This is a genomic window from Streptomyces sp. NPDC048196 (genome assembly GCF_040652715.1).
Classification (GTDB): domain Bacteria; phylum Actinomycetota; class Actinomycetes; order Streptomycetales; family Streptomycetaceae; genus Streptomyces; species Streptomyces siderophoricus.
Genome location: NZ_JBEZMM010000010.1, coordinates 153,396 through 167,499 on the forward strand (window position 1 = coordinate 153,396; position 14,104 = coordinate 167,499).

Annotated in this window: 14 protein-coding genes and 1 pseudogene; 7 read left to right on the forward strand and 8 right to left on the reverse strand. The window is 68.7% G+C overall.

Features of this window, described 5'->3' with window-relative positions:
* Positions 1 to 55 precede the first annotated feature (55 nt).
* The 3 genes from ssuE to AB0E02_RS14115 are packed head-to-tail and all read left to right on the forward strand — an operon-like array spanning position 56 to position 2,982.
* Positions 56 to 610 (forward strand): NADPH-dependent FMN reductase, encoded by a 555-nt coding sequence (ssuE, locus tag AB0E02_RS14105; protein WP_362138683.1) that lies wholly within the window; start codon positions 56 to 58, stop codon positions 608 to 610.
* Positions 611 to 615: 5 nt separating this feature from the next.
* Positions 616 to 1,800 carry an SfnB family sulfur acquisition oxidoreductase gene (locus AB0E02_RS14110; protein ID WP_362138685.1) on the forward strand — a complete coding sequence of 395 codons (1,185 nt, stop codon included), beginning with the start codon at positions 616 to 618 and terminating at the stop codon, positions 1,798 to 1,800.
* 39 nt (positions 1,801 to 1,839) lie between these two features.
* Positions 1,840 to 2,982, forward strand: coding sequence for an LLM class flavin-dependent oxidoreductase (locus AB0E02_RS14115; RefSeq protein ID WP_362138687.1), 1,143 nt, complete (start codon positions 1,840 to 1,842; stop codon positions 2,980 to 2,982).
* A gap of 211 nt (positions 2,983 to 3,193) precedes the next feature.
* On the opposite strand, the gene AB0E02_RS14120 is transcribed toward AB0E02_RS14115, so the two are convergent.
* The 4 genes from AB0E02_RS14120 to AB0E02_RS14135 are packed head-to-tail and all read right to left on the reverse strand — an operon-like array spanning position 3,194 to position 7,608.
* Positions 3,194 to 4,213 (reverse strand): 3-oxoacyl-[acyl-carrier-protein] synthase III C-terminal domain-containing protein, encoded by a 1,020-nt coding sequence (locus AB0E02_RS14120; RefSeq protein ID WP_362138689.1) that lies wholly within the window; start codon positions 4,211 to 4,213, stop codon positions 3,194 to 3,196.
* The gene (locus AB0E02_RS14125) at positions 4,210 to 4,842 is read right to left on the reverse strand and encodes an SRPBCC family protein (RefSeq protein WP_310727973.1); all 633 of its coding nucleotides are present in this window, start codon (positions 4,840 to 4,842) and stop codon (positions 4,210 to 4,212) included. The genes AB0E02_RS14120 and AB0E02_RS14125 overlap by 4 nt, the downstream gene beginning before the upstream one ends.
* Positions 4,835 to 6,616, reverse strand: a complete 1,782-nt coding sequence (locus AB0E02_RS14130) for a thiamine pyrophosphate-binding protein (RefSeq protein WP_362138691.1) — start codon at positions 6,614 to 6,616, stop codon at positions 4,835 to 4,837. The genes AB0E02_RS14125 and AB0E02_RS14130 overlap by 8 nt, the downstream gene beginning before the upstream one ends.
* Entirely contained in the window at positions 6,613 to 7,608 is a 996-nt protein-coding gene (locus AB0E02_RS14135; RefSeq protein ID WP_362138757.1) for a GlxA family transcriptional regulator, read from the reverse strand. The genes AB0E02_RS14130 and AB0E02_RS14135 overlap by 4 nt, the downstream gene beginning before the upstream one ends.
* A gap of 461 nt (positions 7,609 to 8,069) precedes the next feature.
* Between AB0E02_RS14135 and AB0E02_RS14140 the strand changes: the two are divergent.
* A pseudogene (locus AB0E02_RS14140) lies at positions 8,070 to 8,365 on the forward strand (GNAT family N-acetyltransferase); the annotation flags it as partial.
* Positions 8,366 to 8,576: 211 nt separating this feature from the next.
* On the opposite strand, the gene AB0E02_RS14145 reads toward AB0E02_RS14140, so the two are convergent.
* Both AB0E02_RS14145 and AB0E02_RS14150 read right to left on the reverse strand, forming a co-directional pair.
* Positions 8,577 to 9,860 carry an MFS transporter gene (locus AB0E02_RS14145; RefSeq protein WP_362138693.1) on the reverse strand — a complete coding sequence of 428 codons (1,284 nt, stop codon included), beginning with the start codon at positions 9,858 to 9,860 and terminating at the stop codon, positions 8,577 to 8,579.
* Positions 9,861 to 10,065: 205 nt separating this feature from the next.
* Positions 10,066 to 10,962: a phytanoyl-CoA dioxygenase family protein gene (locus tag AB0E02_RS14150; protein WP_362138695.1), complete on the reverse strand. Its 897-nt coding sequence runs from the start codon at positions 10,960 to 10,962 to the stop codon at positions 10,066 to 10,068.
* Here AB0E02_RS14150 and AB0E02_RS14155 point away from each other — a divergent pair.
* A complete protein-coding gene (locus AB0E02_RS14155) occupies positions 10,961 to 11,554 on the forward strand; it encodes a 3'-5' exonuclease (protein ID WP_362138697.1) in 594 nt (197 codons plus the stop codon). The two genes, AB0E02_RS14150 and AB0E02_RS14155, sit on opposite strands and share 2 nt — an antisense overlap.
* Positions 11,555 to 12,084: 530 nt before the next feature.
* Here the strand turns inward: AB0E02_RS14155 and AB0E02_RS14160 are convergent.
* Positions 12,085 to 12,501 (reverse strand): hypothetical protein, encoded by a 417-nt coding sequence (locus tag AB0E02_RS14160; protein ID WP_362138699.1) that lies wholly within the window; start codon positions 12,499 to 12,501, stop codon positions 12,085 to 12,087.
* Here AB0E02_RS14160 and AB0E02_RS14165 point away from each other — a divergent pair.
* Positions 12,500 to 12,649 (forward strand): hypothetical protein, encoded by a 150-nt coding sequence (locus tag AB0E02_RS14165; protein ID WP_362138701.1) that lies wholly within the window; start codon positions 12,500 to 12,502, stop codon positions 12,647 to 12,649. The genes AB0E02_RS14160 and AB0E02_RS14165 overlap by 2 nt on opposite strands.
* On the opposite strand, the gene AB0E02_RS14170 is transcribed toward AB0E02_RS14165, so the two are convergent.
* Positions 12,650 to 12,991, reverse strand: coding sequence for a hypothetical protein (locus tag AB0E02_RS14170; RefSeq protein ID WP_362138703.1), 342 nt, complete (start codon positions 12,989 to 12,991; stop codon positions 12,650 to 12,652).
* A 507-nt stretch (positions 12,992 to 13,498) separates the two neighbouring features.
* On the opposite strand from AB0E02_RS14170, the gene AB0E02_RS14175 reads away from it, so the two are divergent.
* Complete coding sequence (locus tag AB0E02_RS14175; RefSeq protein WP_362138705.1) at positions 13,499 to 14,092, forward strand: hypothetical protein; 594 nt, start codon at positions 13,499 to 13,501, stop codon at positions 14,090 to 14,092.
* The last annotated feature ends 12 nt before the right edge of the window (positions 14,093 to 14,104 follow it).

The window sequence follows — 14,104 nt, forward strand, 5'->3', positions numbered from 1 at the left end:
CCTCCCCGGGGGCGCCCGTCATGCGCGGGCGCCCCCGCTCCCCGAAAGAGGACCCATGACCACCGTCCTGTCCGTCTCCGGCAGCCCTTCCGCCTCCTCCCGCACCAACCGGCTGCTGCGCCACCTCGACGACCGGCTCGTCGCACAGGGTCACGAGGTGATCCCGCTGGACGTCCGCACCATCCCGGCCCAGGCCCTGCTCGGCGCCGACTTCCGACACCCCGCCATCGTGGAGGTCACCGAACTGTTCGCCCGCGCGGACGGCGTCGTCATCGCCACCCCCGTCTACAAGGCCTCGTACTCCGGCGTCCTCAAGGCACTCCTCGACCTGCTCCCGCAGTACGCCCTCACAGACAAAACCGTGCTGCCGCTGGCCACCGGCGGGTCGACGGCCCATGTCCTGGCCATCGACTACGCGCTCCGCCCGGTCCTCAGCTCCATGGGCGCGGCCCACATCGTGCAGGGCTGGTTCACCCTCGACAAGGACATCACCGTGCGCGACGACGGCTCTGTGGCCGTCGCGGCGAGTGCTGCCCAGGCACTCACCCAGGTGATCGACCAGTTTTCGACAGCGCTGGGTCGCAGCCCGGTCCTGGCCGCGGCCGGCTGAGCACCATGTCCGCGCACGTGATCGCCGACGACGCCGAGGCCCTCGCCGTCACCGCCGCCCTGGCCGAGGAATTCCGCGCTGGAGCCAGTGCACGCGACGCCGAACGCAACCTCCCCCGGGCCGAGGTGGAGAAACTGTCCGCCTCGGGGCTCCTCGCCGTCACTGTCCCCGCCGAGCACGGCGGTGCAGACGTCAGCATGCTCACCCTCGCCGAGATCTTCCGGCTGCTGGCCTCGGCCGACGCAAGCCTCGCCCAGATCCCGCAGAGCCATTTCGTCTACGTCAACGTGGTACGCCGTCAGGGCGGCCAGAAGCAGCAGAGGTTCTTCTTCGCCGAGGTGCTCGCCGGACGCCGCTTCGGCAACGCCCAGTCCGAGGCGGGCACCGAACACGTCCAGGACATCCGTACCCGCCTCGAACCACGCTCCGACCACTCCTACGTCCTGACGGGCGTCAAGCACTACGCCACCGGTGCGCTGTTCGCCGACTGGATCCCGGTCCTCGCCCGCGCCGAGGACGAGAACCTGCACGTGGCCTACGTCCCCCGAAACGCCCCCGGCCTCAGCGTGATCGACGATTGGGACGGAATGGGTCAGCGCACCACGGCCAGCGGCACCGTGCGGCTCGACGCCGTGCCCGTTCCGGCCGACCGTGTCCTGCCCCATCACCTCACCTTCCAGCAACCCCAACTCCACGGTGCGCTCGCACAGCTGCTGCACGCGGCCATCGACGCGGGAATCGCCGGGGGTGCCCTGGCCGAAGCCGCCGAGTTCGTCCGCACCAAGAGCCGCCCCTGGTTCGAAAGCGGGGCCGAGACGGCTGCCGAGGACCCGCTGCTGATCCAGCGGTTCGGGGAACTCACCGTCGAGCTGCGGGCGTCCGAGGCGCTGCTGCGCGAGGCGGCCCGCACGGTGGACGCGGCGCGCGCCGACCTCACCGACGACTCGGCGGCCGAGGCGTCGATCGCCGTGGCCGCCGCCAAGGCACACGCGGCACACGTCGCGGTCGAGGTGACCGGCGCCCTGTTCGAGGTGGCCGGCACCCGTTCCGCGCTCAACTCCCTCAACCTGCATCGTCACTGGCGTGACGCCCGCACCCACACCCTGCACGACCCGGCCCGCTGGAAGATCCAGCACATCGGCAGATACGTGCTCAGCGGCACACGGCCACCGCGCCACGGACTGCTGTGACGGGCAGTGGGCAGCGGATATTCAGATCGGAGACCTCACATGTCCCTCACCTTCCACTGGTTCCTTCCGACCAACGGCGACAGCCGCCATGTCGTCGGCGGCGGCCACGGCACCCCGGCCACCGCGTTCGGACGGGAGCGGCCGCCGACCGTGGCCTACCTGAGCCAGATCGCCCGCGCCGCCGAGGACCTGGGGTTCGTCGGTGCGCTCACCCCCACCGGCGCCTGGTGCGAGGACGCGTGGCTGACCACGGCCATGGTCTCCCAGCACAGCGAGCGCCTGAAGTTCCTGGTCGCCTTCCGCCCCGGCTTCGTCTCGCCCACGCTGGCCGCGCAGATGGCCTCCACCTTCCAGCGGCAGACCGGAGGTCGGCTCCTGCTCAACGTCGTCACGGGCGGCGAGGGCCACGAGCAGCGCGCCTACGGCGACTTCCTCGACAAGGACGCCCGCTACCGCCGTACCGGCGAATTCCTCCACGCTGTACGCGAGTTGTGGGACGGAAAGACCGTCGACCTGGCGGGGGAGCACCTCCAACTCGAGGAGGCGAAGCTCGCCCGGGTACCCGACCCGGTCCCCGAGGTGTACTTCGGCGGCTCGTCCCCCGTGGCCGGGGAGGTCGCCGCACGGCACGCCGACGTGTACCTCACCTGGGGTGAGCCGCCCGCCCAGGTCGCAGAGAAGATCGCCTGGATCCGGGCGTTGGCCGCGCAGGAGGGGCGCACCGTCCGCTTCGGTATCCGCCTGCACGTCATCACCCGCGACACCTCCGAACAGGCGTGGGCCGAAGCGGACCGCCTGCTGGCGGGCTTCGACCCGCAGACGGTGCAATCTGTACAGGCCGGACTGGCCCGCAGCGAGTCGGAGGGACAGCGGCGCATGCTCGCCTTGCACGGGGGGAGCCGGGAGAGCCTGGAGATCCACCCGAACCTCTGGGCCGGCATCGGCCTCGTGCGCGGTGGCGCGGGCACCGCGCTGGTCGGCAGCCACGACGAGATCGTCGAACGAATCCGCGAGTACCACGCCCTTGGCATCGACGAGTTCGTGCTGTCCGGCTATCCGCACCTGGAGGAGGCGTACTGGTTCGGTGAGGGAGTGCTGCCACGGTTGGCCGCACAGGGCCTGTGGCACCACCCGCACGACCCCCGGCCGGAGCAGACGGCGCAGGTACCGTTCGCCAGCTGAAACAATGTCAGACACCTACGCACTGAGCACCAGATTGGAGTGTGGCCGACCACTGCCTGCTGCGGCGGACGACCACACGCCGACAAGCGCTACACCCACGCCATGCCCAACTCGCGCAGCTGCGTGACGAGTCCTGCCTGACGGGCACCGTCCAGGCGACGGTCAGCCCCTCCGGCCACGGCCCCATCGTAGTACGGCGATGTTCACGGCTTCAGGTCCGTCCACTGTGCCAGCGGACGGCGACGGCACCCGCGAAGTCGCCCGCGTGGGCGAACCCTCCGAGGACCACCAGGTCGCCGTCCTCGACCTGTCGGAAGCTGATCGCGCGGTCCAGGGTGATCGGGATCGCCGCGCCGAAGAGGTTTCCGTACTCGTCGAAGGTGTGCAGGTGGCGTTCGGCCGGCAGTTGCAGCGCTTCCCGCCAGTTCCGTAGAAAGGTGCGGTTGGGCTGGTTGGTGATGAGGGCGTCGATGTCGGCGGTCGCCACGCCGAGCCGCCGGCACAGGTCCTCGACCACCTCGGGGACGAGGCGGTTCCCGCGCGCCAGGACCTTGGCGACGCCGGCGTCGGTGAACCCGATCCGCAGCTGGGACTCTCCCGGTTCCCAGTACTTGCGGCCGTCGTCGAGGACTACGGTCATGTCCCCGGCGTACTCGGCGATGTGCCGGGTCGCCACGTCGAGGACCGGTGCGTCGGACGACGTCGTCACGTACCCCACACCGCATCCGTCGCCCGGGATCGCGGCCTGGGCGAGCCGGCGCACCTGGGACTGGGTGAACCACTGACCCGCGGCGCTTTGGGCATTGCAGATCAGGGCGCTTCTCGCGTCGGTGGTGGCGAGGATCTGCCGGGCCAGTTTCAGCATGTACACGAAGGAGGCGCAGCCCGCGTTGGCCACGTCGACGAGCCACTCCGGGTTCAGGCCCAGTCGGCGCGCCACTTCGGTGCCTGCGCCCACGAACGGCAGGTCCGGCAACTGGCTGTGCACCAACAGCACGTCGACGCCCCGGATCTCGTCCCTGCCGTGTCGTTCGATCAGAGGCTGTACGGCGCGTTCGACCATGTCCGCGTTCGTCTCGTCGGCAGCCACGTGGTGTCGTAATGGCGGGACCCTGAACATCGGGTGGTCGCGCAGTTTGTCCTCGGCCCCGGGATGCTCGGTGTAGAACTCCGCGGGAACCGGCTCGCCGGGAAGGTAGCTCGCGACGTCGATGAGGCTGACCGTCGTCACCGCGCCACCGCCCTCGACGGCGCCGCGCTGACCGGCAGGCCGTTGCGGTGGCGGTGTTCCAGGATCGCCTTGAGGTTGTGCATCTCCACGGTGTGCCCCGCGTAGAAGAGGTCCCAGTAGTCGCCCACCCAGGGCCGGTCCGGGCGGGGCGCCCTCTCGGGATGGGGGTTGGCGTCGTAGTAGGGGTGCCGGCAATTGGTCCATGTGATCACCGAACCCGGCCTGTCCAGCACCAGCTGCGCCGGGACGACGCGCATCAGGTAGATCATCCACAGCTTCTCGCCCTGGTCCCAGGAGCAGTGGTAGTCCACGGTCATGGCGTCGGGGTTGGCGACCACCTCGCAGTAGATCCTGGTGTCGTCCTCCAGCCGGTCGTGGCCGACCCACAGCCCCGGTGTGCCGGAGGGCGCGAAGTCCCGCAGGCTGCAGGTCCATTCCTCCAGGTGGTGTCCCTGGCGCAGGTAGTCGTAGGCCGCCTCCGGGGGGCAGTCGACGTACTCGTGGAGGGTGCAGTACTGCCCGTAGACCTGATGGTGGGGGTAGACGGCGTGGGTGAGCTCCATGCAGTGGGCGGTCAGTTCCTCCTTGCCGGCGTTCTCGATCCGGAGCAGGCCGGGGATGTCAGCCAACCTGGACGCCTCCTCGTTCATCCGAAGTCTCCTTTTTCGTTGTGTCGTTGGGGTGCGTGGTGACGCCGGAGCTGTCGGTACGGGCCCGGAAGGGGAGGAACGGCGGGATCTCCCGTGGGTCGCAGTCCACCGCGACGAACGCGGGGCCGCTGCCCGCATTGCCGCGCAGGAGTGCCGCGCGCAGCTGTGCCACGTCGCCGGCCCCCGTGGCGTCGAGGGAGGGGAAGGCGGCGGCCACTCCGGCGGCGAGGTCGGTCCGGGCGAACGAGTCGTCGGTGCGGACACCGCCCTGGAAGAACTCCTCGCGCAGCGCGCACATGGCGTGGGCGTTGTTGTTGAAGATCACGAAGGTCACTGGTGCCGCGTACTCCACGGCGGTGTGCACTTCCATCCCGTGCATGAAGAAGGCCCCGTCCCCGGCGAGGACGTAGGTGCGTCGGCCGGTGGCGAGCGCGGCACCGATGCCGGCACCGAAGGTGTAGCCCATGCCGCCCATGCCGACGGCCACCACGAAGCGGCCGCGGCGCGGTGCCGGCAGCAGGTGGACGGCGCTGGCCCCCGCGTTGCCGGCGTCCACGAAGACGTGTGCGTCCTGAGGGAGAGCCGCCTCCACCGCGCCCACCGCCTGACGGTGGGGGAGGGTCCGCCCGAGGGCATGGGGAGGCGGGCTCGGCGCGGGGGTGGGACGAGGGCCGGCGTGCCGGGGAAAGGGGCGGGGGAGGGTCGGCAGGCGGGCGGTCACCGCGAGCAGCGCCTCCCGCAGGTCCCCGCCCAGCGCGGTGCCTGCCACGAAGGGCGGTTCCGGACCGATGCAGAGGACATCGGTCGCGGCCAGGGCCCGGTCGAGGCTGCCGCGTGCCAGCAGCGGCAGCCGGGTACCGACCAGCAGGCACACGTCGGCCCGTCGCAGGCAGTCTTCGACGTTGTCGTGGCCCATCACCCCGGCCACGCCTGCGAAGCGGGGATCGCGGTTGTCGAAGACGTCCTTGGCATCCGGGGTGACCGCCACCCAGGCCCCGAGGCGACCCGCCAGTTCGGCCAGCTCGGTGCGCGCGTCGGCGGCGGCGACGTCCTCACCGGCGATGACGAGGACGTGGCCGGCCGCACGAAGGGTCTTCGACACGGTGGTGAGGGTGGCGTCGTCGAGCCGCGCCTCCGATGCCGTCGGCGCAGGCACGCGCGGGGGCGGGGCCGCGCCGCGGCCGGGCACCCGGATCCGTGCCTGCTGCACGTCCTTGGGCAGCAAGAGTACGGCCGGCCCGCGTGGATTGGCCCGAGCCGCCGCCACTGCCTGGGGCAGCAACTCCATGAGCGAGTCCGCGTCGTCCACCCGGGCGCAGAACCGGGAGATGGGGGCGAAAACCTCCCGGGCGTCGAAGGAGCCCGCCTTGCCGCTGGAGTCCTGGAACGCCCCGTGGCCTTCCTGGCCGGTCGGCGGCTGCCCCACCAGGGCCAGCACCGGCACCCGCGAGGCATGGGCCTCCGCCAGGCCCGGTACGAGGTTCATCGCCCCACCGCCCGAGGTGGCGGCGACAACGCCGAGGCGCCCGGTGGTGCGTGCGTACCCGTCGGCCATGGTGACGGCGGAGAACTCGTGCTTGGCGACGATGCCGCGGACGGCGCCGCTGCGGTGCACGGCGTCGTACAGGTCCTCGATGTTCGCGCCGCCGACGCCGAATACGTGGGAGACGCCGGCCCCGGCGAGTTCCGCGACCAGATGGTCGACCAGGCGTGCCGTTTCCGCGTCGCGCAGGTGGGAGGTCGTGCCGGTCATAAGGGGTTCCTGTCCCTCTCGTGGTGCCGGTCGACGAGGCCGGCCGGCGAGATGACCTGAAAGCGGTGTCGGTATTCCTTGGGGGTGAGCCCCAGGGTTCGTGCGAAGGAGCGGAAGAAGGTCTCGGGGGTGGCGAATCCGCAACGGCCGGCTATCTGACTGATCGCCAGCTCGGTGGTCTCCAGCAGTTCGCGCGCCCGGGCGATGCGGGTCCGCTCGACGTAGTGGCCGGGTGTCGTGCCCACCTCGCGCCGGAAGACGCGGGCGAAGTTGCGCTCACTCATGTTGGCGTGCCGGGCGATCTCGGCCACGGGCAGCGGGTTGTGCAGGTTGCCCAGAATCCACTCTTGCGCTGCCCTGATCGGCGGGTGATCGGCCAACTGGGCGTCGAGGACGGCGCTGTACTGGGACTGCCCTCCGTGCCGCTTGAGGAACAGCACCAGAAACCGTGCCGTCTCCAGGGCGAGGGCCGCCCCGTGATCGGCCTCCACCAGAGCCAGCGCCATGTCGATGCCCGTCGACACGCCCGCGGAGGTCACGAAGGGGCCGTCCCAGACGAAGATCGGCTCGGCGTCCACCGTCACCTCCGGATAGCGGCACGCCATCGCTTCGCTGTACGCCCAGTGGGTGGTGGCGCGCCTGCCGTCGAGGAGCCCCGCCTCCGCCAGCAGAAAGGATCCGCCGCATACGGAGGCGACTCTGCGCGAACGTCCTGCCGCCCCACGGATCCAGGAGACCAGCACCCGGTTCCGCAGTGCGTTCTGGAGACTCCAGCCGCCCGGCACGAGGAGCGTGTCGATCGGTCCCTGCCCCGCCTCCAGGGGCGCGGCTTCCACCACCACTCCTGAACTCGTGCGCACCAGCGGTGCGTCGGCGGAGACGAAGTCAACGCGGTAGCGGGCGCCCGACGGGTCGAGGAGCCGGTTGGCGGTATCGAACACTTCAATCGGTCCGGTGATGTCCAGGGCCATCGCCCCCGCGTACACCACCACAACAACACGTCGCTCCAACACAGTCGCAGTCTGTATTGGCCATCGCACTGGCTGCAATGACAGATTACTGACGTATCCGGCCAGAAGGCGGCCGTCGGATCGGGGATAGGGGGACTGGCCAGGCAGTTCGTGTGCCTGGGCGGACGGCGCTGGGTGGGGCGGCTCACAGGGCGTTGGCGCAGTGGTAGGGGGCGGCGACTCATTGCCGTGCCACCGGAATTTCCGGCTCGAAGTGGTGTGCCGCACGGGCGAGTTCCCCCTGACGGTCCCGCATTGGGCGCACCAGTGGCCGTGGTGCTCGGCCGCCTCGACCGGGCGGGTGCGATTGATGTCATCCACGACCTCGCGCACCGTTGCCGACCCGCCCCACCGCCGGAGCCGGTCCGTGATCTCGGCTTCCGAATCCCCCAGCCGACGCACCGTTTCCCCCTTCTGCGGCACGACCTCGCGCGGTACGCCCGATCAGGACCGACAGGCTCGTACTCCGTGAGCCCGAGGTCCGGGACCGTGCGGCGTTCATCGAACTGCTGGCGTCGCCAGAGGTGCACACCTACCTCGGCGGCCCCCGCCCGCGTGAAGAGCTTGAGCGCGAGCCGCCCGGGGTGCCTGAGCGGTGGCCCGGGAGTGAGCGTGGGGATTCGGGTATGCCACCGAGGCGTGCGCGGCGGCACTCGACCGGTTCGAGGGCGTCCTTCCCGGCGAGCCGGTAGTGCTCCACACCCAGACTGCCAACGTCGGCTCGATGCGCCTCGCGGCGACCCGATCCGTTTGCACCCCCACGGGATGCCCTTCCCTCAGGTGAGATGACCGTGGTCATGGACGAGTCCGGGGGTGTCCGCATGACGAAGAGGGCCTGGGACCTGCTGGATCCCAAGCGTTCAGCGTCCTGGTGAACCGAATGGTTGACAGGCTGTAACAGTACTGGTTCCAGCAGTGCCCTGATGGGCCGTGCTTCGACCGAAGGCTTCCTACTGCGGTCCAACAGGTGATGGCCCGTCCGCTGACGTATCGCTCACGCAGGCCGGCGAGGGGCCGGACCCCGCTCGGCGCCTCCTGAGCAGACGCAAGAGCAGGATGACGCCGAGGGCCTGGAGGAGGAACTGGGTGGCCAGGGCGAGACGGAAGTCTGCAACGCCCGGATCCGCAGAGGTGGCGTGCGCGCGATCGAGGGTGACGCCGATGAGCATCATGGCCAGCAGGGCGGCCGTGTAACCGCCGATGTTTGCGATGCCCGTTGCTGCGCCGACGCGGTGCATCGGGCTGCCGGATCGCGCGATATCCAGGCCGAACACCGCCGCCGGGTTTCCTAGGCCGAGCACGATCGCCAGCAGAAACAGGACGGGCAATGGTGTGTGCGCACCAGGCCAGAGCAGCACGAGTCCCCACATCACCGAAGTGGCACCGACAATGACGAGCACCAGAGGGATGCGCCAGTGGGGGCGGCGGCCGGAGATCACACCGAACACCGGCCCCAGCGCCATGGTCACTACCAAGGGCACGGCCGTCACATAGCTGGCCGTCGTTGCGGACAGCCCTTGGCCCTGCGTCAGGAAGGGGAATCCCCAGAGCAGTACGAAGACTTGGACGGGGAAGTGGACGGTGAACATCAGCCACAGGCCCACCCGCGTCGCGGGCTGCCGCCACGCCTCGGCCAGCGCAGCACGCAAGGTCTCGCCCGGGGAGCCGCTTCTCCCGGACCGCAGAGCATCAGGAGGTGCGTCCCGCACGCCCAGCCATACGGCGACGATCAAGCATGAGGTGGCCAGCGCGACGGAGAAGAAGACGGGCTCCCAGCCGAAGGCCCGCAGTGCGGCGGACAGCGGAGGGGCTGCCGCCAGGCCACCCGCCGTGCCCACCACGACGGTGACCTGCGCGAGGACGGGGGCGCGGGCAGCGGGGAACCATGCGGCGATCAAGCGCAGTACGCTGAGCATCACCATGGCGTCCCCGCAGCCCAGCAGGGCACGGCCCGCGAGCACCGCGGCGAAGGATGTGCCACCCGCCACCATCGCCTGCCCGCCCGCCATGACCGTCAGGCTCAGGGTGAGCAGCTTCCGCGGCCCGTACCGGTCGACCAGCAGGCCGACCGGTACCTGGGTGGCGGCGAAGACGCCGAGCTGGACCGCGCTGAACAAGGACAGTAGCGTCGCGTCGATGCCGAGACGGTCCGCCGCCATGGTGCCTGCAACGCCGAGGCTGCCCCTGTGGAATATGGCCACGACGTACGTCAACGCGCCGGCCGCCCAGGCCACCCACGCCCGGGTGGGGACTCCCGCCACGGCCCCCCGGCCGCCTGACGAGTCCAGTGCCCGGGACCCGGTCTCCGGGTTACCGGGAGGTGCCCCATGCCCCACTTCGAGCTGGCCGCGCTGAGGTTCGCCCGTCGGCGGCATCAGCCCTCGTCCCACGCGCGAACTCCCTGGGAGGCGAGGAGAGCCGCGTGCCCGTGGTCCATCATCACTGCGGTCGCCCCGTGAAGGCCGATCTGCTGCCTTTGGCGAGCCATGTCGCTCGCGCGAAGTTTCTCGTGCGCTGTGTGTCCCGACCGAAGGTGACGAAGGCCGAAATCCTCTCGTGCAGCGCGTCGGCATCCGAAGAATCGCGCCCCGGAACCATCGCGCCTGCGTGAGTGATCCGGACGTCGAACACCACGAGATCACCTGCATCCATCAGTGCCTCGGTGGGATGCACGGGTTCGAGTTCGGGCCGCAGATGCGAACCGGGGTCCACACGCAGGCAGTTGATGCTCGTCGACTCCTGGAGGTAGATGCCGACCTTGACGACCTCGGGTGGCCCCTGAAAGAGGGATTCAGGCGACTCACCGAAGTAGCCGGAGAGCGGATCCCCCTGCGCCTGGCTACCGCTGTCCTTGTGCCAGCCCTGGGTGAAACCGTGGTGAGCGTCGCTGTGCCCGGTGAAGATGACTTCGCGAACGCCGAGAGCCGATCGAGCGAGGTCGACCACCTGGGGATGTGCATAGAGCCAGGACAGGCCGGGCACGAAGTGCGCCGCAGCCGGCTGCACTTTCGCCCCCTGCAGTGACACGCCATGACCCGCCTGGAAGTGCGTGGCGATCAAGATCCGAGCCGTGTGGACTTCATCCGCATCGAGGCGCTGCCGAGCGATGGCCCAGCCCTCTGTGGCGACGCGGGCTGCTAACTCCGCAGGGTGTACACCGGTTGTAGTCAACGAGAACTCCCGTGATGAGACGGACGTGTTCGGACCGCTCCGGTGGAAGCGGAAGAGATATCCTTCGCCGCACATGCCAATCGCGGACGCACGGTGGGCAAACAGGTGACGACGAATCCACGATGAGGCAGCAATCCCATGCATCGGCTGGGAGAGTGCGGCCATGTCTTCCTTCGTTGTGTTCGACCTTGAGTTCACGTCCTGGCCCGGTGCGCTGGAGCAGGACTGGGGGGCGCCCGGGCAGTTGCGTGAGGTCGTGCAGATCGGCGCCCTGCGCTTGAGTGAGGACTGCTCGGTCCTCGAGGAGTACGAGACGCTGGTGAGGCCCGTGGTCAACCCGCAACTATCTCCGTACTTCACCGAACTCACGGGGATCACCCAGGAGTCCGTGGACCAGGACCGGGTTCCACCCGCACAAGCACTGGGCGAATTCCTGGGGTTCTGTCAGGGGCAGACTGTGCTCTCCTACGGCAACGACATGGTCGTCCTCGGAGAGAACATCGGCTGGGCGCGCGCACGAGGAGAAGAGCTCAAGCACAGCATGCTCGACGCTGCGTTCGTCAACATCCGACCCTGGGTGAACACCGTGGCCCCAACGACAACAACAGCCAACGTCGGCCGCCTGTGGGACGTGCTCGGCCTGCCCAAACCCGTAGCCGGGCAGGAGCATTCAGCGCTCTTCGACTGCTATTCCTTCGCCACCGCCCTCGCGCACCTGTCCGACCACGGGGCCACCTTGCCGGAGGGGTGCAGGTAGCGTTCAATAGCCCGTGATGATGGACGTCCCACGCCGGCCCGTCGAGTGAACCGCCCCGAGCTCACATCGCTCTCCAGCACGGGCTGCTGCCGGCGAACCCGGCGTGAGTGAGGTGAGGGGGGCGACGGGCCTCCGACCCGCCGAGTCAGGGGCGTGTGCTCGAACTGTCTACAGCGATGTCACCGGAGCTTCGCGCCGCGCACGAGGCCGCAATGAAGCTGGTGGCTGAGCTCGGGAGCCCCTGTCTCAGCTGGCCGGATGTGTGGCGATCTCGGTTGGTCCGACTGGCGACGACGCCATCAGGCCAGGTCCCGGGCCTGCCACTACGAACGGTAGGCAACCCTCAACCGGAGTTCGTGATGCCGGATGCGGCGTTGGTAGTGACAGCGTTTGGCGGCGGCCATGGCGGTGAGGAAGGCGTGAGCGAGCATCGCGAGGGTGATGTGTCGGTACCAGCCCGGGGAGCGGCGGACTTTGTACTGGTCGAGGCCGCATTTGTTCTTCGTGTTCTGGAAGCAGCACTCGATTGCTCAGCGGCTGCCGGCGACGGTGACCACATGGTTCACGGTGACCCCCGTGGCTGCGTATGCCAGGTAGTAGGCGAACTCGTCCGGGCAGGCGATGCTGCGGCGGGCCAGTACCCACCTGCGGTGGGAGGGCCCGTCCCCCTCGAAGGACGGGACGGCCGGCAGCATCGCGGCGGCCCAGTCGTAGACGCGTGGGCCCTTGGCGCCGTCGCCGCAGGAGAGCCGTTGCCAGGAGTCGTCAGGTGCGTCGGAGATGAGCTGGTCGATGCGCCAGGACCCGGCCAGGGACTTGACCTGCTGCGATTTCGGCACGGCGACGACGTAGCCGAGTCCGGCTTCCTCGAGCATGCGTCGGAAGTGCCAGTCCTGGCCGCAGAGCGCATCCGCGGTGACCCACGCGATGGGCAGCGGTGAGGGCATGCGCTCCTTCTGGGACATCTACGCCGTGGACGAACGGGACCGGCTGTGGATCATCCGGCAGGACCGGCAGAACCCGTGGGCCTGCGACATGGACCATCCGCAGTTCTGCCCGCCGGTCCCGGTCGACCAGGGTGTCGGCAGGGCTTGATCAAGTTCCGTAGGTATCCGGGTTGTTGGCGATGCCCAGGATGGGGAGTGCTCGTTCGGGTTCATCGCGGATCGCCCGGGTGGTCTTGGCGATGTTGTCGGCTCCGAGGGTTTCCAGCACGCCGATGGCGAGGTTCCGGAGGGTCGCCATGGCCCGTGGTGCGGTCCTGGTGTGAACGGTGGAGGCGTCCTCGGCGAAGGTGACGTCCCTGATGTGGTGCGAGGAGTTCTCCACTCCCCAGTGCCCGCGAACCGCGGAGGCCAGCTCGGCCGGGCCGGTCTGGTGGGCGTCGAGGCTGGTGACGGCGTAGACGCTCTCGCGGGTCTCGCGAAGGGCCGCCACCTGATGGCCGTCGACGGCTCGGACACACAGACGCTGCCTGCCCCTGGTTTCGAGGCTCACCCCCCGGCCAAAAGGCAGAATACCGATCAGTTTCGGCCCCATATCGGGGACGTTGGGGTGGCCAGGAATCAATGCAATCTGCAGTTCGATGACTTCGTGAAGCGGCCCCTCCGAGCTGGTCGTTGCAGGTCGCAGGCGGGGCATTTCAGAGTATCGTTCAATGGAATAACAACTGGGGGAGCAGTTCCAGCCGTCGTGGGGCCGGATAAGAACGTCGCAGTCAGCCTGCGACCACGTGATGGGCGAGAAGTCGCAGGGCCGCGCCGCGTAGGTTGATCAACGAGGGGGTAGGCAGCAGCACGAAGGTCCTGGTGCGCACGGAGAATGACGCAGCGGCAGAAAGGTACGGACAGCAAGAGCGACGTGTGCACAGCCTGCGTCGGCGAAATGTGCCACTGTCTTTGTGGGCCCATTAGTCAGCGGCCCCCCGTCGGGGTGTGCGAGATCTTGCCTCTTGAATATCAAGGTTTTGATCCCGGCACCGCGGCATCGCGGCGAGGGGAAACGGCCTCTTCGCAAGGGTTGGTTCGTGTCCATCGAGGGAATCCGGAGGAAAGTCACGTGACTTTTAGGAACATCTTCGACAGTGGCGGAAGTGAAGCCAAGTCCGCCGAAGAGTCCGCTCGGAAGGTCCATGAAAAGATTCCCGGGGCTCGGCCCGAAAGGGAAGGGGTCGATCCCGAGCTCTACGACGGCATTCCTGACGCTGTGCGCGACCCGAAGATTGTGCGCGACACGTCGCCTGAGGCGCTCAGCATCATGGAAAACTTCATCACCCCCCTGTTCAAGAACACCCAGACGGCAGCGGCAAAGCAGAAAGAAGCCAGTGAGAACCCCGAGTCCACATTTGGTATGGCGTCTTCGGTCAATAATGAGGCATTCAAGGAGGTGAAAGTAGAGATCAAGGAAGAAGACCGGCCGAAGATCAGGGAGGAAGACCGTCCAAAGATCAGCGACGAGCAGCTGGAAGAATCGAGGAAGGATAACCGCCAATCAGCCAAAGACATTAAAAGGACCGACGACGGGTCAACCAAGGGGTGAGGTTGAGCTCGG